Genomic DNA, 18347 nt, shown 5'->3' with positions numbered 1-18347 from the left:
ATCACCGGACCTCCCCGCGCAGATCGTCGCGGAAGTGCTTCAGCGCACTCTTCAGTGGGTTCATCGCGGCCTGACCCAGGCCGCAGATCGACGCCGTGCCCATCAGCCGGGCGAGCTCCGTCAGAAGCGGCTCGTCCCACACCGGCTGCTTGATGAGCGCCACCGCCTTCTCCGTTCCGACGCGGCAGGGCGTGCACTGGCCGCAGCTCTCGTCCTCGAAGAAGTCCAGCAGGTTGCGCACGACCTTGCGCATGTCGTCCTGATCCGACAGCACGACCACCGCGGCGGAGCCGATGAAGCAGCCGTGCTGCTCCAGCGTGCCGAAGTCCAGCGGGATGTCGTCCATGCTGGCGGGCAGGATGCCGCCCGACGCGCCGCCGGGCAGATAGCCCTTGAGCGTGTGGCCGTCGGCCATGCCGCCGCAATACTCGTCGATCAGTTCGCGGATGGTGACGCCGGCGGGGGCCAGCTTCACGCCCGGGTCCTTCACATGACCGGAGACGGAGTAGCTGCGCAGGCCCTTGCGGCCGTTGCGCCCATAGCTGCCCCACCAGTCGGCGCCCTTCTCAAGGATGTCCCTGATCCAGAACAGCGTCTCGACGTTGTTGATGAGGGTCGGGCGGCCGAATAGGCCGACGACCGACGGGAAGGGCGGCTTGTGCCGCGGCAGGCCGCGCTTGCCCTCGATGCTCTCCAGCATCGCGGACTCCTCGCCGCAGATGTAGGCCCCGGCGCCGCGCCGCAGATGGATGCGGGTGTGCCCGGCGAGGCCGGCCTTCTCCACGGCGGCGATCTCGTGCTCCAGGACCTCGCGGATGTGCGGGTACTCGTCGCGCAGGTAGATGTAGACGTCGGTCGCCTCGACCACCCAGGCGCCGATCAGCATCCCTTCCAGGAAGCGGTGCGGATCGTTCTCCAGATAGAAGCGGTCCTTGAAGGTGCCCGGCTCGCCCTCGTCCCCGTTCACCGCCATCAGGCGGGGGCCGGGCTCGTGGCGGACGAAGCGCCACTTGCGGCCGGTCGGGAAGCCGGCGCCGCCGAGGCCGCGCAGGTTGGCGCCCTCCAGCTTGCCGAGGATGTCGTCCACCGGGACGTTGCCCGTCAGACAGTCGGCGAGCAGGCGGTAGCCGCCCTCCGCCTTGTACTGCTCCAGGCTGACATAGGTGGGGAGCTGCGGGTGCGTCTCGCCGTTCTTCACGGCGGTGACCACGCTCTCGACCGTGGCGTTCTCGTGTAGGGCGTGGCCGATGGCCACCGCCGGGGCGTTGTGGCAGGCGCCCATGCAGGGAGCGCGCACCACCCGGACATCCGGCCCCATGTCGGCGGCCTTCAGTTCGTCGAGCAGCTTTTCGCCGCCGGCCATGCAGCAGGACAGGCTGTCGCAGACCCGGACGGTCACGGGCGGAGGGGCGTCCTCCCCGTCCATCACGATGTCGAAGTGGGCGTAGAAGGACGCCACCTCGTACACCTCCACCAGGGCCAGCCGCATCTCGTGGGCCAGCGCCGCAAGGTGGCGGGCGTGCAGCCCGTGGTAGGTGTCCTGCAACAGGTGCAGATGCTCGATCAGCAGGTCCCGCTGCCGGGACCGGTCACCGAGGAGTTCCTGCACCTCCGCCAGGGCCGCCGGATCGACCTGCCGGCCCTTCGGCTGGGGCCGGGTGTTCCGGCGCCCCGAACCGGGATGGATGGCGCGCCTTTTGGTGTCGTCTTTGGCGACGATGGCCGTGTCCATGTCCGCCCTCCCCTCTCGTCAGGCTTGATTCTTCGTAACGTTGGGATGTCGTGCCGTCGTTTGGAACCGCCCCCCCGTTTTTTCCGAGGGGGCTTTTTTTATAACTCAGGAAGGCGTTACTGCTTTGGACCCTTGCGGACGGCGCTGGTGGGGTTGAGGCTGCCGATGTTGCCGCTCTCCGACCCGGCGTTGGGGTCGATCACCGCGTTGATCAGCGTCGGCCGGCCGCTGTCCATCGCCGCGCTGACCGCGCGGTACAGCTCGTCCGGCGTCGTCACGTTGACGCCCTCGCCGCCGAAGGCCTCCATCATCTTGTCGTAGCGCGAGTCCGGAACGAAGACCATCGGCGACGGGTCCGACCCGCCCGTCGGGTTCACGTCCGTCCCCTTGTAGATGCCGTTGTTGTTGAACACCACGATGCACACCGGCAGGTTGTAGCGGCAGATCGTCTCCACCTCCATGCCCGAGAAGCCGAAGGCGCTGTCGCCCTCCACCGCCAGCACCGGCTTGCCCGACTCCACAGCCGCCGCCACCGCGAAGCCCATCCCGATGCCCATCACGCCCCAGGTCCCGACGTCCAGGCGCTTGCGCGGCTGGTGCATGTCGATGATCCCGCGCGCCAGGTCCAGCGTGTTGGCCCCCTCGTTGACCAGCAGAGCCTCGGGCCGCTCCTGCACCACCCGGCGCAGCGCGCCCAGCGCGCCGTGGAAGTTCATCGGCGAGGCGTTGCTCATCAGCTTGGGCGCCATCTTGGCGATGTTCGCCTCCTTGCGCGCCGACACCGCCCCCGTCCACTCCGCCGGCGGCGGCGTCCAGCCCTTGGCCATGCCGGCGGTCAGCGCCGAGACGCAGGACCCGATGTCGCCGACCAGCGGCGCCACGATCGCCACGTTGCTGTCCATCTCGCGCGGCTCGATGTCGATCTGGATGAAGGTCTTCGACCCCGGCTCGCCCCAGGTCTTGCCCTTGCCGTGCGACAGCAGCCAGTTCAGCCGCGCGCCGACCAGCACCACCACGTCGGCGTCCTTCAGGACCATCGAGCGCGCCGCCCCCGCCGACTGCGGGTGGGTGTCGGGCAGCAGGCCCTTGGCCATGCTCATCGGCAGGAACGGGATGCCGCTCTTCTCGACCAGCTCGCGCACCGCCTCGTCGGCCTGCGCGTAGGCCGCACCCTTGCCGAGGATGATCAGCGGCCGCTTGGCGCCCTTCAGCACCTCCAGAGCGCGCGCCACCGAGTCCGGCGAGGGCAGCTGCGCCGGGGCGGCGTCGACCACCTTGACCAGCGAGCGCGCGCCCTCGGCGGCGTCCATCACCTGCGAGAACAGCTTGGCCGGCAGGTCGAGGTAGACGCCGCCCGGACGGCCCGACACCGCGGCGCGGATCGCGCGGGCCACCGCGATGCCGATGTCCTGGGCGTGCAGCACGCGGAAGGCCGCCTTGCACAGCGGCTTGGCGATGGCCAGCTGGTCCATCTCCTCGTAGTCGCCCTGCTGGAGGTCGACGATCTCGCGCTCCGAGGAGCCGGAGATCAGGATCATCGGGAAGCAGTTGGTGGTGGCGTTGGCCAGCGCGGTCAGGCCGTTGAGGAAGCCCGGCGCCGAGACGGTCATGCACACGCCCGGCTTCTTGGTCAGGAAGCCGGCGATCGCCGCGGCGTTGCCGGCGTTCTGCTCGTGGCGGAAGGAGATGACCCGCAGCCCCTCGCCCTGGGCCATGCGCAGCAGGTCGGAAATCGGGATGCCCGGCACGACGTAGAGGTTCTCGATGCCGTTGAGCTTGAGGGCATCGATGACGAGCTGGAAACCATCCGTCAGCGCCGGTTCCGCATCGGTGGCGGCCGTGGCTTGGTTGTTGAGGACTGTGACGGCTGACATAAGGGTTACTCCTCCCCGACTCTTATTCGGTTCACGATCGGTCAATCGAGAAAATCGCAGTGCTGTTCGACATGGCGGGCCAGCCCCAGCGTGTGCTCGCGCACCCGCCGCTCGGCCAGGTCGGCGTCGCGCCGGGTCAGGGCGTCGATGATGTCGCGGTGCTCGACGATGGACGTCTCGGCCCGGCCGCCGCGGCGCATGGTGACGCGGCGGATGGCCCGCATGTGGATGAAGAAGCGGTCGGTCAGGTCGGCGATGAGCGTGCAGCCCGAGGCCTGGATGATCGACTGGTGGAAGGCGACGTTGGCGTCGGAATACTCCAGCACGTGGTCGGCCAGCTCGCCTTCGGCGAAGCGGTCGAAGGTCTCGTGCAGGTCGGCCATGCCGCGCTCGTCGGCGCGTTCGACGAAGAGGCGGGCGGCCATGCCTTCGAGCGCGGCGCAGACGGTGATCATCTCGATGATCTCCGCCTTGGTCTTGCGCACGACGAAGATGCCGCGCCGGGGCATGGAGCGGATGAAGCCCTCCTGCTCAAGCAGCGCCATGGCCTCGCGCACCGGGGTGCGGCTGACGCCCAGCGCCTCGCAGAGCTGGCGCTCGTCGAGGCGGATCTCGCTCGGCCCGCCGTAGATGTCCATCTGGGTGATGGCCTGGCGCAGCGATTGGTAGGCCTTGGCCTTGAAGCTCATCCCCTGGTCCAGCGGGGCGACCGAGAAACTCATCGTCTGCATGGCTGTTCCCGTCCCTGACTCTTCTTTCCCCTCGCGTTGGAGGGCCCCGGCTGAAGGGGTTTGGGCCGCGGTTTCGTTGCCCCGGAGAAGGGAAGCGGCTTGGATTGGTGATACGGTATACCAGATACCACTAGCCCGCAAGCGATTATGTTCGCTCAGCGAACTGTTTCACGAGCGGACTTGGATTTGAGGGGAATGTCGCGCCGGGGTTGCGGGGGAGAGAGATTGTTGAGAAGCGGCGGTAGTCCCCTCCCCTGCGCAGCTCTCGCGCAAACCGAAGGTTTGCGCTGACGCGACAGGCGGACCATAGGTCCGCCGAGAGCGGGGGAGGGTTAGGGTGGGGGCAACAGCCCACAGCCTCACCGCGGCGGCGCGATGACCGAGACGGCTCCCGGCCGCACGCGGAAGCGCGCCGGGGTGTGGGTGGTGATGTCGCCATCGGTGTTGACTGGGCGGCGGTGCCGGGTGGTGATCTCCACCTCCTGCCCGTACCAGGCGTGGACGTTCTTCCAGTGTCCGTGCCGGCCGCGGCGGAAGTCCGGGTACAGCAGGGGCCACTCCCACCAGCCGCGCAGGTCGATGCTGTAGACGTCGAGCTGCCCGTCGTCGGGGGCGGCGTTCTCCTGAACGGTCATGCCGCCGCCGTAATGGCGCCCGTTGCCGACGCCGATCTGCACCGACTTGACGCGGTGCCGCACCCCATTGATGCGGATCTCGGCGCGGAAGGGCGCCATGCGCCGCGCCACGCGGAAAGCCGCCACGGCGTAGCCGAAGACGCCCCAGCGCCGCTTCATCTCGCGCGTCAGCTCGCGGGCCAGCTCGACGCTGAGGCCGATGCTGGCGACGTTGAAGAAAGCCACGCCGTTGACCTCGCCGAGGTCGATCCGGCGAATCGGGCCGCTGACCGCCAGCTTCGCCGCCTCCCGCAGATCCAGCGGAATGCCCAGCGTGCGCGCCAGATCGTTCGCCGTGCCCATGGGCAGGATGGCGAGCGGCAGGCCGGTGTCGGCCAGCGCCGGGGCGGCGGCGTTCAGCGTGCCGTCGCCGCCCCCGATGATGACCATGTCCACCGAGTCGGCATGGTCGCGGATCGCCTCGGCAATGTCCTCCCGCTCGCGGCACTCGGCGCGGATCAGGGTGACGCCCGCCTTCGCGGCCTCCTCCCGGATGTCGTCGAGCGCGCGCTGCCCCTGGCGGGCCTTCCCGTTGACGATCAGCAGCGCGCGGCGTCGGTCGGCGCTCAGCGTCGGCCTCCCACCTCGTCCAGATGCTCCAGCAGGCTGGCGGGGTCCTCGTAGACGCGGAAGGCGCCGGCCCGCTCCAGCTCGTCCTGCCCGTAGCCGCCGGACAGCAGCCCGATGCTGAGCGCGCGGGCGCGCCGCGCCGCCAGGATGTCCCACACGCTGTCGCCGACCACGATGGCCGTTTCGATGGCGACGCCGAGCCGTTCCGCCGCGGCCAGAAACAGGTCTGGGTCGGGCTTGGCGTATTTCACCTGATCGCGAGTCACCACCGGCACCCGGTCGGGGTCAACGCCCAGGGCCTCCAGCCCGGAGCGCGCCGTCTCGATCCGCCCGCTGGTGGCGATGGCCCAGGGGATGCCGGCCGCCGTCAGGTGGGACAGCAGCTCCTGCGCGCCGGGCAGCGGGCGGACGCGCCCGGCCAGCCCGCGGAACGCCTCGGCGTGGCGGCGGCGCAGCCGCTCCAGAAGCTCCGGGCTGATGGCGAGGCCGGTCTCGCGAAGCAGCATGTTGGCGAACAGGCCGCCGCTCATGCCGATCTTGCGGTGGATGCGCCAGACCGACAGCTCGATCCCCTCATGGTCCAGCGCCTCCTGCCAAGCCAGCACGTGCTGGTAGACGCTGTCGATCAGCGTGCCGTCGAGGTCGAACAGGAAAGCCGTGTTGATGCGGTCCATGGCGTGTGCCCCCAAGGCTGAATCCCGCTCCGGCGGAGCCGGCCCCAGTGAGTTGGTGGCAGCTCCGCTGCGCCGCAACGTCCCCCGGATGGCAATTCTGCGCTCCGGCTGGGACCGGGGCGTTGCGGAACTTCGCGGCCGGTTTCGCGTCAAGCTCATGCTGCCCAACCGGCAGCGTGGCGCAATGGCGGGGAGCGGACGGCCTTGGCACAGCGTGAGGACGCGGACGGGAATCGGCGCTGGTCCATCGACCGGATGACGCTTGGCCTCTGGCTGCTCGGCCTGCTGGCCGCCCTGGCCGTCCTGTGGGGCCTCGGCGCCGCGTCGCCGGTGCTCATCCCGCTGGCCGGGGCCTTCTTCGTCGCGGTCGCCGTGGCGCCGGTCGGGCGCTGGGTGCGCGACCGGGTGCCGCCGCGGCTGGCCCTGCTCGGCCCGCTCGCCGCCATGCTGACGGTGCTTCTGGTGCTGGCCGTCTTCGCCGGGAGCCTGTGGTTCATCGGCCAGCGTGTGGCCGGCGAGGTGCCGCGCCACGCCGAGGAGTTGCAACGTCTGTGGGGGCAGGCGAGCGGCTGGATCGACGGGCTGCGCGAACGGTTTCTCGGCGATTCCGGCAGCAGCGACTCCGGAGGCGGCGGGGCGGAGGCGCTGTCCGGCCTCGTCGCGTCGGTGCTGACGGCGGCGCGGGAGGCCGTCTCGACGCTGGTCATCGTCTTGTTCCTCGCCCTGCTGATGCTGGTCGAGGCGCCGGTCTGGCGGGAGAAGATCGTCAAGACGCTGGGGCCGGAGCGTTGCGCCACCACCGTCACCGCGGTCATCGCCATCGCCCAGCAGTTCCGCCGTTTCCTGCTGGTCAGCACGACGCTGGGGCTGATCACCGGGGCGCTCTACATCGGCTGGCTGTCGCTGTTCGGGATCGACTTCCTGTTCCTGTGGGGCTTCCTGGCCTTCCTGCTGAACTACATCCCGGTGATCGGGTCGGTGACGGCGGGGGCGCTGCCGGTGCTGATGGCGCTGGCCCAGGGCGGATCGACCACCGCCCTGATGGTCGCGGGCGGCTTGCTGGTGATCGAGCAGGTGATGGGCAACTTCATCGGCCCGCGGCTGGAGGGCAAGCAGCTCGCCATCTCGCCCCTGGTGATCGTCAGTTCGCTGCTGCTGTGGAGCTGGCTGTGGGGGGCAGCGGGGACCGTGCTGGCGGTGCCGATGACCGTCCTGATCGCCATCGCGCTCAGCCACATCGACGCGCTGCGCCCCTTCGCCTTCGTGCTCAGCGACAAGAGCGACCGCCGCCGCTTCGAGGCGCGCACCCGGCCCGAGTAACGCAGCGCTGTTTTCCGTTATTTTTCTGGCACCCCCCTCTCTTGACAGGTTTCCCGGCCCTCCCCACGTCTCCGGGACCTGTGATCCGGGCCCCTCTGGCGACTTAGACGTGGTCGCGATGTCGGATCTCTTCACCTGCTCTTGCGCCGACGGGCGTGACCGCACTTGGAGGGACTGAATGCTCCCATGGACCCGCGATCCCCAGACCTCTCCCACACCCTCCACATCTTTCCGGCCTCCCCCGGACGCTGTCGCCCCTCTGACGGACGACGCGCCGGGGCACGCCCGGACCATCCCTCAAACCACCGAGAGCACGAGCACCGCCATGGACCAGACCGAACGCCAGATCATTGACGACCTCTTCGCCAAGCTGCGTCAGGCCGAGGCCCAGTCCGGCCCGCGCGACCCGCAGGCCGAAGCCCACATCCGCGACACCATCGCCCGCCAGCCGGGCGCGCCCTACCTGATGGCGCAGGCCATCGTCATGCTGGAGCAGGCGCTGGCCGCCTCGCAGAACCAGAACCAGGAGCTGGAGCGCCAGCTTCAGGAACGCCCGGCCGCGGCGGCCGGCGGCGGCGGCATCTTCGGCGGCTTGTTCGGTGGCGGCGCCGCCAAGCCCGCCCCGGCCCCGCAGCAGCGCCCCGGCGGCTCGCCCTGGGGTCAGGCGCCCGGCGCCGCCCCGGCCTACGGCGACCCGCGCGTCGCCGCCTACGCCCAGCAGCCGCAGCGCGCCGGCGGCGGCTTCATGGCCGGCGCCATGCAGACGGCCATGGGCGTGGCCGGCGGCATGCTGATCGGCAGCGCGCTGTCCAGCGCCTTCTCCGGCGGCGGCGAGGCCATCGCCCAGGAGGCCCAGGGCGCCGTCGATCAGGTGGCCGAGGAGATCCCCAGCGAAGAGGATTCGTGGGGCGGCTTCGGCGGGGACGAGGAATTCTGATCCCCGCGGAGACCGGCCGGGCGGCCTCCTCCCACCGCCCGGCCGGTCCCCGGCCTCCCTCCCCGTCCTGAGAGCAGACCGGAAATTATCGTTCGCGGCCCCGTCCGCGACACTTTCCCGATTCCGGACCGCGCCGGCGCTCATCTCCTTGCTTTTTGCAGGACGGCCAACCGTCCGCCTTGCCAGCAATTTCACGCGCATCTAGTTTCCTTCAAGAGAAGGCCCCGTTGCCCCCCGCCCGATCAAGAGGGGGTGAAGCACAGGGCAAGGAAAAGCGGACACGCCGTACCATCGCACGGCGCGCGGAACCCTTCCGCGCGCGACGCCGGAATTTTGTGCCGACGGTGACTTCCGCTTTTCAAAAAGAAAAAGATCAGGAGGAAACCGTGCCGCTGTTCGACCATCCCGATTTCGACGACCACGAACAGGTGGTCTTCTGCTCCGACGCCGCGTCCGGCCTGCGTGCCATCGTCGCCATCCACGACACCGCGCTCGGCCCGGCGCTGGGCGGCTGCCGCATGTGGCCCTACGCCAGCGACGAAGAGGCCCTGCGCGATGTGCTGCGCCTGTCGCGCGGCATGACCTACAAGTCGGCCCTGGCCGGTCTGCCGCTGGGCGGCGGCAAGTCGGTCATCATCGGCAACCCGCGCACCGACAAGAGCGAGGCGCTGCTGCGCGCCATGGGCCGCCACGTCGAACGGCTGGGCGGACGCTACATCGTCGCCGAGGATTCCGGCACCGGGGTGCCCGACATCAAGACCATGGCGCTGGAGACCGCCCATGTCTCCGGCGTGGTCGAGAAGGCGACCGCGAGCGGCGGCACGCGCAGCGGCGACCCTTCTCCCTCAACCGCCTACGGCGTCTTCGTCGGGCTTCGCGCGGCGGTGCTCCACCGCCTGCACCGCACCGACCTGGAAGGGTTGACCGTCGCCATCCAGGGCGTGGGCAGCGTCGGCGGGCATCTCGCCCGCTATCTGGCCGAGGCCGGGGCGCGGCTGTGGGTCGCCGACATCGACGAGGCGCAGGCCCGCCGCGTGGCCGACCGCGTCGGCGCCACGCCGGTGTCCGCCGACGCCATCTTCGATCTGGAGGTGGACGTGTTCGCCCCCTGCGCGCTGGGCGCCGTCCTCAACGACGGCACGATCCCGCGCCTGACCTGCCCGGTCGTCGCCGGGGCGGCCAACAACCAGCTCGCCGAGGCCCGGCACGGACAGGCGCTGGCCGACCGCGGCATCCTCTATGCCCCCGACTACGTCATCAACGCCGGCGGGGTGATCGACGTCTACCACGAGCGCGCCGGTTACGATCATGGCCGCGTGATGGGCCACATCGAGCGGATCGCCGACACGCTGACGGAGATCTTTGCCCGCGCCGACATGGAGCGCAAACCGACCGCCGCCGTGGCCGACCGCATGGCCCGCCAACGCGTGGGCCGCGCCCGCTGAGTCAGGCTCAACGCCCCGAGGCCAGCACGGGGAAGGCGTCCAGAAGGCCGGTCAGCAGGATCTGGACGCCGACGCAGAACAGCAGGAAGGCGAACAGCCGCGTCAGCACGCGGGCGCGGGTGTGGCCGAGCAGCGCCACCAACCGGTCGGCGGAGCGGTAGGACAGCCAGATCAGCAGCGCGATGGCCAGCGCCGCCGCCGACACGCCGATGAAGAACTCTGTGAGCCCTTCGGTCCCCCTGGGGCGGGTGGCGCCGAGCGCGATGGCGACGGAAATGGTGCCGGGGCCGGTGGTGAAGGGGATGGTCAGCGGGAAGAAGGCCGATTCCCCGACATCGGAGTCCCCGGCCTCCTCCGCCGGCGCGGCCTGCTCCTGCTTGCGGGCCTCGTGGGCTTCCGGCGCGCTCAGCAGCGCCCAGGCGCGCTCCGCCACCACGAAGCCGCCGGCGATCCGCAGCGCCGCCAGCGAGATGCCGAAGAAGTTCAGCACATAGGACCCCGCCCACAGGGCGGTCAGCATGACGATGGCCGAATAGACGGCGACCAGCGTGGCGAGCTGCGCCCGCTCCTTCGGGCTGCGCTCCGCCGTCACCTGGCTGAAGATCAGCGCCATGGCGATGGGGTTGACGATCGAGAACAGCGCCGTGAAGGCGAGAAGGAAGCTGTCGAACATGGGACGGGCCGACCTGTGCCTTGGCGGTTCGCTGGGCTTATCGCCGTGGTACAGGGCGGCCCGTTTCTTGGCAAGGCGCCATGATTTGCCGCCCCCATTGTTCAGGGAAAGCACGACGCTCTTGCCGTTCGACTAGCAAGACGGCCACACTCCCCCAAAGCGGGGAAGGCTTCGAGACGTGATGCCGGAGGGGTTGCGATGAGTCCGCGAACACGGCGGTGGGTTCTGGCTCTTGTGATGACCGGGCTGCTCCCGGTCCTGCCCGCGCGGGCGGAAACGCCGGCCCAGTTCCGGGCGGCGGTGTCGCAGATCGCCTACGCCGATCCGGGCACCGGCAAGTCCGTGCCGATCCTGCTGCTCTATCCCACGCGCGATCCCGTCCAGCCGATCCGGCGCGGCCCCTATCACCTGAACGTCGCCCCGGAGGGCGGGCCGGCGCTGAATTCCATGCCGCTGGTGATGATGACCCAGGGGCCGTCGCGCAACGGGCTGGCGATGGTCAGCGTCGCCCTGTTCCTGGCGCGCCGCGGGATGATGACCGCCATCGTGACCCATCTCGGCGGCATGGAACCGGACGCGGATTCCAGGGCCGGCAAGGGCGACCGGATTGGAACCGTGCCGCTGTGGCCGGAATTGCCGTTGCAGCTCCGCGCGGCGCTGGACGCCGTGCTGGACTCCTCGCCCATGGGCTTTCGGGTGGACCGGCAGCGCATCGGCGTGCTCGGCTACGCGGCGGGTGGCCATGCCGCGCTGGCGGCGGCGGGCGGGGTTGCCGATCCGGGGCGGCTGGCCCAGGTCTGCGCTGCCCATCCAGACAACCGCAGCCTCTGCCCGGCGGGCGCCAAGACCACCGTCGCGGCCACGCCGAAGCGTTTGGAGGCCGCCACCGATTCCCGCATCCGCTCGCTGCTGCTGATGGACCCGGTCGGCGCGCTGTTCGGGGACGGCGCGCTGTCCCGCGTCACCGTTCCGATCCGGCTCTACGAGGCGGAGAAGGGCGACGAGAGGGGCGCCCTCCAGGTGGCGCGGGTGCGCGGCCTGCTGCCCCGGCCGCCGGAGTACGACCTCGTCCCCGGCGCCGGCCACTACGCCTTCCTGACGCCGGTCCCGGCCAGCGCCGCCGCCCGCTTCGGCGCGACGGTGCAGGACCCGCCGGGATTCGACCGCGCCGCCTTCCACGCGCGGCTGAACGACGAGGTCCTCGACTATTTCCGGCGGACGCTGAACGCCGCGCCCTGACCCGCCTTAACACTTGCCAACCATCAAGAAAAACGGAAACGCACCATGACGACGATGACCCTGAAGGACGCCCTGGCCGAGGTTCTGGACCCGCGGGACCGGACCGTGGTGGATGTCGGCTGCGGCGACGGGTCGCTGACCCGCCACTTCGCGGGCCTCGGCGCCCGGGCCATCGGCATCGAGATCAGCGAGGGCCAGCTCGCCCGCGCCCGCAAGGCGGAGCCGGTGGCCGGCGCCGACTACCGCGTCGGCAAGGGGGAAGCCCTGCCGCTGGAAGACGCGTCGGTGGACGCCGTCGTCTACTCCAACAGCTTCCACCACCTGCCGGTGGCGGTCATGGCCGACGCGATGGCCGAGGCGGCGCGGGTCCTGAAGCCCGGCGGCACGCTGGTGGTGGTCGAGCCCATCGCCGACGGCGCCTATTTCGAAGTCATCCTGCCCATCGAGGACGAGACGGAGGTGCGCGCCGCGGCCTACGACACGCTGAAGCACCCGCCGCTGCCGCTGCAGGCGGTGGACGAGACGGTCTACGGCACAGTGGTGCGCTACCGCGACGCCGATCATTACCTGACCCACGTCACCGCCGTGGACCCGGCGCGGCGCGAGCGCCTGCCTCCGGTCGAAGCCGAGGTCCGCCGCCGCTTCGCCGCCAGCGGGCGGATCGACGCGGAGGGGATGACCGCCTTCGACCAGCCGATGCGGCGCATGGTCTTCAAGAAGCTGCCTTAAGCACGGACCACTTGGCGGCGATACGGCGGCGTGCCAGCATGAGCGCCGCCGTTTGGTCACAGGCGCGCCATCGCGCGTCCGGGGCATAGTGGAGCGGCATCACCCTTTCGAAGGCCGAAGACCATGCCCCGCCCCTCCTTGTCCCGCTCCGGCCTCTTCCGCTCCAGGCTGCCCCGCTCCGGCTTGTCCGCCGCCGTCCTGCTCTTCCCGACGACCTTGCTTCTGACCGGTTGCGGTGTGGTGGTCGCCACGGTGGATACGGCGGCCAGCGTCGCCGGGTCCGCGGTCAGCGTCGCGGGCGACGTGGTGTCGGCGACGGCCCACGTGGCGACCGCGCCCTTCCGCGGCGGCGACGACAAAAAGGACGAATGACGCTCAGCGCCGGACGCTCATCTCCGGAACAGGCGCCACCACCAGGGGGTCTGCCGCCGCGCCAGCTCGGTCACCAGAATGCGGCACTGGTCGCGCATCGCCTCGTAGGCGGCGACCTCGGCCTCGCGGTCGCGGCGCAGGCCGTCCAGCGTGCCGGTCAGCCGCTCCAGCCGCTTTTCCAGCTCCGCGCCGGTCCGGCGCTCCTGCTCCAAGGCCGCCTGCGCCTCCTCGCTGCGGCGTTCCGCCGCCTCGATGCGCTGGCGGAAGCCGCGCTCCCGCGCCTCCGTGTCGGCGATCAGCCGCTCCACGAGGTCGCCGATGCGCTTGCGCTCGGCCTCGCGGTCGGCCTGGAGCCGGTCCAGCGCCACCGCGTGGGACAGACGGAGGGCGGCGATCTCCGCGTTCACCGCGGACAGCCGGTCCTCCGCGTCCTGAAGCGCGCGGGCCATGCCATGCTCGCGCGCCGAGGTCTCGGCAATCAGCGTCTCGACGAGTTGGTTGATGCGGTCGCGTTCCGCCTCGCGGTCGCCCTGGAGGGTCCCGACATCCCCGGAGCGCGCCCGCTCCACCTGCCCGATGGCCTCGCGCCAGCGTTCACGCTCGGAGGCGTGCTCGGCGATCACCCGCAGCCGCTCCGCCCGTTCGCTGTCTGCCGCGGCCTCCGCCTTGGCGATCTGTTCGCCCAGAGTGGCCACCTGATCGCCATAGACGCGCAGGAGTTGCGTGGTTTCCTCCGACGGCGCCTTTGCCGCGCGTTGACGCGTGGCCCGCTTGGCCGGTGCCGCGGGCGGAGGCGGCGTGTCCTCGGCGTTGGAGAGCGGCATCATCTCGGTCATCGCGGCTTATCCTGACAGTCGGGCCTGCAGCGCCACAGTAGCGCGTCCGGCGCGCCGCGCACAGGAACCTTTTTCCATAGGCTAAGGGCCGGGAGACGGTCCGGCAAACGCACTGCCGAGAATTCGTTTTGTATTTTTAGGGATTTCGTCGGCAAATTTCCCAAAATCAAGTTTGTTAACGGGTTTTAAAACCGCTTTAACGCCGACTCCCGCCTCTCGCCAAGGTATTAACACCAACGATTGACAGTACGGATTTCGATTGGTTTTTTGAATGATGTTTGCAGGCGCGAAAAAGACTTTTCCTAAAAAGCAAATCAATCGCCCTCGCCGATCCGATGTTGCGGAGAACCCCATGCGTGCTGTCCTGGTTGAACCGAACCCCCTGATCGCCGACGCGCTCGGCCGTCAGCTCGGCATGGGGAAGATCCGCTATGACCGCCAGGACTGGGCCGGGCTGGAGGAGCTTCTGCGCGACCAGGGGGCGGACGGACTGGGCTACGACGCCATCGTCCTGGGCAGCGTCGACGACCCGGCGCGCTGCGTGGCGGCGCTGCGGGCGCATCAGGTCGGGGCGGCGATCCTCTGCCTGCTCGACCGGCGCTGCGTGGCGACGACGGTGGAACTGCTCCACGCCGGGGCCGACGACGTGCTGGTCAAGCCGGTGGTCAGCGCCGAGGTGCGGGCGCGCATCGAGGTGGCGCGCCGGCGCTCGCGCGGCTTGCTGAGCAACGCGGTGCGGGTGGGGCAGCTCACCGTCTTCCTCGACGGGCGCGACCCGGAGGTCGCCGGCGAGCGGCTGCGGCTGAGCCAGCGCGAGCACGCCATCCTCGGCGTTCTGGCCGCCCATCACCGCCGCGTCGTCTCCAAGGAGCACATCTACGACGAGGTCTACGGACTGTCCGGCGCCGACCCGCTCGACAAGGTCATCGACGTCTACATCTGCAAGCTGCGCAAGAAGATCGCCGAGGCCACCGGCGGCGCCCGCTACATCGAGACCGTCTACGGACGCGGCTACAAGTTCGAAGCCCCGCCCGAGCATGAAGACCCTGCCCCGGCACAGCCGGCGCGCCGGGTACCGCCGGGATATGCGGGGTTCGGGCGCGGAGTTGGCGAGGCACGGCTGGCGGTGTGAAGGGGCGATGGTCGCGTTGAGCCCACCCCCAATTTCGTGAATTGTCCAACGGGCAGACAGGCAACGGTTCAAAGCGGACGGCCAACGCGCTTCGAGGCGTTCGGCCACACCGCCCTCTTCCGGGAAGCCGCCCGGCTGGTCGACGACAAGTCATCGCAATGTTTCGCGCGCCACGCGGGCTGCCCAGCGCATCGAAGCCGCTGACCGCAGCGTTCACGAAGCGTTGCAAGCCGCTGCCACGCTTGCGCTTTCCGACACGAAGCACGTTGTTCGGCGCACGAGAGCGGCACCGCCAAACCACCACCGCAAGACGTGCGACAGAGTGTCAACCGGCGGGATACGCAGTTCTCCTGACTTGCCTTCAACACTAATATACTAGTATTCACTTCATCAACGACGCGATCCATGGACAGGCTCACAGGCCGCCGGACCAGCGCCGCAACCGCAGGGGATGCGCGGCACGCTCCCCCTCCATACGCCGCAACCGGCAGCAGCCCCCCCTTGTCCTTCCAGCGGGGGCGCCTCCCTTTGACGACCCTCATCGACGGCCCAGTCGGACCGCCCCAGGAGTACCGACTATGAACATCAAATCCCGGATCGACCGCATCCCCGGCGGGATGATGATCCTTCCCCTGTTCCTTGGCGCCTGCCTGAACACCTTCGCGCCGAACACGGGCAAGTTCTTCGGGTCCTTCACCAACGGCCTTATCACCGGCACCCTGCCGATCCTCTCCGTCTGGTTCTTCTGCATCGGCGCCAGCATCAGCCTGAAGGCGACCCCGCTGGTCCTGCGCAAGAGCGGCGTGCTCGTCACCGTCAAGATCCTCACCGCCGCCACCATGGGCATCGTCGCCTCCTGGTTCATCCCGCACGAGGGCGTCAGTTCGGGCTTCTTCACCGGCCTGTCGGTGCTGGCGATCATCGCCGCCATGAACGACACCAACGGCGGCATGTACATGGCGCTGATGCAGCAGTACGGCACCAAGGAGGAATCCGGCGCCTTCTGCCTGATGTGCCTGGAATCCGGTCCCTTCATGACGATGGCGACGCTGGGTTTGGCCGGTCTGGCCGCCTTCCCCTGGCAGACCATGGTCGGCGCCCTGCTGCCCTTCCTGATCGGCTTCGCGCTCGGCAACCTGGACCAGGAGTTCCGCAAGTTCTTCGGTCAGGCCGTGCCGGTGATGGTGCCCTTCTTCGCCTTCGCGCTCGGCAACAACCTGAACTTCGCGGTCATCCTGAACACCGGCCTGCTCGGCATCGTCCTCGGCCTCTCGGTCATCGCCATCACCGGCTTCACGCTGGTCGTCGCCGACGTCCTGCTGGCCAAGGGCAACGGCACCGCAGGCATCGGCGCCGCCTCCACCGCCGGCGCGGCCGTGACCGTCCCGCCGATCATCGCCTCCATCGAACCGAGCTTCGCCCCGAGCGCCCCGGCCGCCACCGCCCTGGTCGCCACCAGCGTCGTCGTCACCTCGCTGCTCACCCCGATCCTGACCGCTTGGTGGGCCCGCCGGTTCGGCGTCCTCTCCCCGCGCTATCTGGCCGCCCAGAAGGCCGCCCAGGAGAACACCGAAGCGCAGCCCCTGCCGGTCCAGCCCGCCCCCGCCGAGTGACGGCGACCGACTGAGCGTCGCTTCATCCCAGGCAAAAGCCGGAGATTGCGGACCCCGTGATTTCCGGCTTGCGCCACGGCACTGATATACTAATATGCTCCCTTAGGACCGGCCGAGCCGGCGCAACAGGTGCAGCCATGGACATGCCGACCACCCCGACGCCCGACGCCAGCAACGACCGCCCCGCCGCCCAGCGGAGCGCGGTGAAGCCCGCCCGCGGGCCGGCGCGGGGCGCCTCGACCATGGGGGCGATCCACCGGTCGCTGCGCGCCGAGATCGTGGAGATGCGCCGCAATCCGGGCGAGCCCATCGTCGAGAAGCACATCGCCGAAGCCTTCGGCGTCAGCCGCACCCCGGTGCGCGAGGCCGTGCTGCGTCTGGCGGACGAGGGGCTGATCGAGATCTTCCCGCAGGTCGGCACCTTCGTCGCCCGCATCCCGGTCAACGCCCTGCCCGAGGCCATCGTCATCCGCACCTCGCTGGAGGGCACCGCCGTCCGCTACGCGGCGCAGCGCGCCACCGGCAGCCAGATCGCCGGCCTGCGGGCCAACCTGCTGCTCCAGCAGGAGACGGTGGAGGACGGCGACCTCAACGCCTTCCACGAGGCCGACGAGCGGTTCCACGCCCTGATCGCCGAAATCGCCGGCTATCCCGGCCTGTGGAGCATGGCGCAGCAGGTGAAGGTGCAGGTGGACCGTTACCGCCGCCTGACCCTGCCGGAGCCGGGGCGCCTCACCAACGTGCTGGCCGAGCACGCGGCGATCGTGGACGCCATCGCCGACGCCGACCCGGCACTGGCCGCCGACCGCATGGCCGTCCACCTCGACGGCCTGCTGACCTCCATCCCCCAGGCCCAGGGGGCGAACCTGTTCTTCTTCACTGGTCCCTGACCCCTAATTCCGCCGCCCAGGCCCCCGAAAAACACAAACGAGGATACCGCCATGAAGATCACCGTCCGGCACGCGTCACACCAGGATGACGTCCGCAACTACGACACCACCAAGCTGCGCGACCATTTCCTCGTCCCGTCCATCTTCGAGGCGGACGACATCGTCCTCACTTACAGCCACATCGACCGCTTCGTGGTCGGCGGCGCGATGCCGGTGTCCGGCCCGCTGAAGCTGGAATCGGCCAAGGCCATCGGCTCGGCCAACTTCCTCGACCGGCGCGAGCTGGGCGCCGTCAACGTTGGCGGCCCCGGCCGCATCACGGTGGACGGCGCGGTGTTCGAGCTGGCCCCGCGCGACTGCCTCTACATCACCATGGGCAGCCTGGACGTCCGTTTCGAGAGCTTGGACCCGGCCAACCCGGCGAAGTTCTACCTGAACAGCGCCCCGGCCCACGCCCGCTTCGAGACGATGAAGATCTCCATCGCGCAGGCCAAGGCCGTGCACATGGGCGACCCGGCCCAGTCGAACGAGCGCACCATCTACCAGATGATCCACCCGGACGTCTGCCGCACCGCGCAGCTCGTGCTCGGCATGACCGTGCTGAAGCCGAACAACATGTGGAACACGATGCCGTGCCACACGCACGACCGCCGCTGCGAGGTCTATTTCTACTTCGACCTGCCGGAGCCGGCCCGCGTCTTCCACTTCATGGGGGAGCCGTCCGAGACGCGCCACGTCGTCGTCGCCAACGAGCAGGCGGTGATCTCGCCGAGCTGGTCGATCCACTCCGGCGTCGGCACGCGCAACTACACCTTCATCTGGGCCATGGCCGGCGACAACCAGGACTTCACCGACATGGACTTCATCCCCATGGAAGACCTGCGCTGATCCTCGCGCGCCAAGAAT

18 protein-coding genes are annotated in these 18347 nt (G+C 69.6%); 10 read left to right on the top strand and 8 right to left on the bottom strand.

What is annotated here, in order from left to right:
* Position 1: 1 nt before the first annotated feature.
* The 5 genes from AMK58_RS26605 to AMK58_RS26585 form a co-directional block, all read right to left on the bottom strand.
* Positions 2 to 1732 (bottom strand): NAD(P)H-dependent oxidoreductase subunit E, encoded by a 1731-nt coding sequence (locus tag AMK58_RS26605; protein WP_051140211.1) that lies wholly within the window; start codon positions 1730 to 1732, stop codon positions 2 to 4.
* Between the two features lie 116 nt (positions 1733 to 1848).
* A complete protein-coding gene (oxc, locus tag AMK58_RS26600) occupies positions 1849 to 3606 on the bottom strand; it encodes an oxalyl-CoA decarboxylase (protein WP_059399668.1) in 1758 nt (585 codons plus the stop codon).
* A 41-nt stretch (positions 3607 to 3647) separates the two neighbouring features.
* The gene (locus tag AMK58_RS26595; protein ID WP_035673347.1) at positions 3648 to 4337 is read right to left on the bottom strand and encodes a GntR family transcriptional regulator; all 690 of its coding nucleotides are present in this window, start codon (positions 4335 to 4337) and stop codon (positions 3648 to 3650) included.
* A 359-nt stretch (positions 4338 to 4696) separates the two neighbouring features.
* Positions 4697 to 5581 (bottom strand): lipid kinase, encoded by an 885-nt coding sequence (locus tag AMK58_RS26590; protein WP_035682881.1) that lies wholly within the window; start codon positions 5579 to 5581, stop codon positions 4697 to 4699.
* Positions 5578 to 6255, bottom strand: coding sequence for an HAD family hydrolase (locus AMK58_RS26585; protein ID WP_035682875.1), 678 nt, complete (start codon positions 6253 to 6255; stop codon positions 5578 to 5580). Before AMK58_RS26585 ends, AMK58_RS26590 begins: the two co-directional genes overlap by 4 nt.
* A 204-nt stretch (positions 6256 to 6459) precedes the next feature.
* On the opposite strand from AMK58_RS26585, the gene AMK58_RS26580 reads away from it, so the two are divergent.
* The 3 genes from AMK58_RS26580 to AMK58_RS26570 all read left to right on the top strand — a co-directional run bounded on the left by AMK58_RS26580 (position 6460) and on the right by AMK58_RS26570 (position 9957).
* Entirely contained in the window at positions 6460 to 7575 is a 1116-nt protein-coding gene (locus AMK58_RS26580; protein ID WP_035682877.1) for an AI-2E family transporter, read from the top strand.
* 325 nt (positions 7576 to 7900) lie between these two features.
* Positions 7901 to 8512, top strand: coding sequence for a DUF2076 domain-containing protein (locus tag AMK58_RS26575; protein ID WP_059399667.1), 612 nt, complete (start codon positions 7901 to 7903; stop codon positions 8510 to 8512).
* Positions 8513 to 8898: 386 nt separating this feature from the next.
* Positions 8899 to 9957 (top strand): Glu/Leu/Phe/Val dehydrogenase dimerization domain-containing protein, encoded by a 1059-nt coding sequence (locus AMK58_RS26570; protein WP_035682883.1) that lies wholly within the window; start codon positions 8899 to 8901, stop codon positions 9955 to 9957.
* A gap of 7 nt (positions 9958 to 9964) precedes the next feature.
* On the opposite strand, the gene AMK58_RS26565 is transcribed toward AMK58_RS26570, so the two are convergent.
* The gene (locus AMK58_RS26565) at positions 9965 to 10630 is read right to left on the bottom strand and encodes a MarC family protein (protein WP_035682886.1); all 666 of its coding nucleotides are present in this window, start codon (positions 10628 to 10630) and stop codon (positions 9965 to 9967) included.
* A 237-nt stretch (positions 10631 to 10867) separates the two neighbouring features.
* On the opposite strand from AMK58_RS26565, the gene AMK58_RS26560 reads away from it, so the two are divergent.
* From AMK58_RS26560 to AMK58_RS26550, 3 genes are all read left to right on the top strand, one after another.
* A complete protein-coding gene (locus AMK58_RS26560) occupies positions 10868 to 11869 on the top strand; it encodes an alpha/beta hydrolase family protein (protein WP_035682888.1) in 1002 nt (333 codons plus the stop codon).
* A gap of 45 nt (positions 11870 to 11914) precedes the next feature.
* On the top strand, positions 11915 to 12598 hold the full coding sequence (locus AMK58_RS26555; RefSeq protein WP_051140975.1) for a class I SAM-dependent methyltransferase: 684 nt from the start codon (positions 11915 to 11917) through the stop codon (positions 12596 to 12598).
* Between the two features lie 123 nt (positions 12599 to 12721).
* Positions 12722 to 12970, top strand: a complete 249-nt coding sequence (locus AMK58_RS26550) for a hypothetical protein (protein WP_035682891.1) — start codon at positions 12722 to 12724, stop codon at positions 12968 to 12970.
* A gap of 17 nt (positions 12971 to 12987) precedes the next feature.
* Here AMK58_RS26550 and AMK58_RS26545 read toward each other — a convergent pair whose 3' ends face one another.
* Together AMK58_RS26545 and AMK58_RS30720 are read right to left on the bottom strand one after the other, a co-directional pair.
* Positions 12988 to 13806, bottom strand: coding sequence for a coiled-coil domain-containing protein (locus AMK58_RS26545; protein ID WP_035682893.1), 819 nt, complete (start codon positions 13804 to 13806; stop codon positions 12988 to 12990).
* An 81-nt stretch (positions 13807 to 13887) separates the two neighbouring features.
* Positions 13888 to 14160, bottom strand: a complete 273-nt coding sequence (locus tag AMK58_RS30720) for a hypothetical protein (RefSeq protein ID WP_155903726.1) — start codon at positions 14158 to 14160, stop codon at positions 13888 to 13890.
* Here AMK58_RS30720 and AMK58_RS26540 point away from each other — a divergent pair.
* The 4 genes from AMK58_RS26540 to kduI all read left to right on the top strand — a co-directional run bounded on the left by AMK58_RS26540 (position 14159) and on the right by kduI (position 18329).
* Positions 14159 to 14938, top strand: coding sequence for a response regulator transcription factor (locus AMK58_RS26540; protein WP_035682895.1), 780 nt, complete (start codon positions 14159 to 14161; stop codon positions 14936 to 14938). The genes AMK58_RS30720 and AMK58_RS26540 overlap by 2 nt on opposite strands.
* A gap of 578 nt (positions 14939 to 15516) precedes the next feature.
* Positions 15517 to 16551: a 2-keto-3-deoxygluconate transporter gene (kdgT, locus tag AMK58_RS26535; protein WP_035682897.1), complete on the top strand. Its 1035-nt coding sequence runs from the start codon at positions 15517 to 15519 to the stop codon at positions 16549 to 16551.
* Positions 16552 to 16688: 137 nt separating this feature from the next.
* Positions 16689 to 17441 carry a GntR family transcriptional regulator gene (locus tag AMK58_RS26530; RefSeq protein ID WP_059399666.1) on the top strand — a complete coding sequence of 251 codons (753 nt, stop codon included), beginning with the start codon at positions 16689 to 16691 and terminating at the stop codon, positions 17439 to 17441.
* A 51-nt stretch (positions 17442 to 17492) separates the two neighbouring features.
* On the top strand, positions 17493 to 18329 hold the full coding sequence (gene kduI / locus AMK58_RS26525; RefSeq protein WP_079285396.1) for a 5-dehydro-4-deoxy-D-glucuronate isomerase: 837 nt from the start codon (positions 17493 to 17495) through the stop codon (positions 18327 to 18329).
* The last annotated feature ends 18 nt before the right edge of the window (positions 18330 to 18347 follow it).

Source organism: Azospirillum brasilense (assembly GCF_001315015.1).
Lineage (GTDB): Bacteria > Pseudomonadota > Alphaproteobacteria > Azospirillales > Azospirillaceae > Azospirillum > Azospirillum brasilense.
Note: the sequence above shows the minus strand (reverse complement) of the source record. Positions and strands in the feature narration are given on the sequence as shown.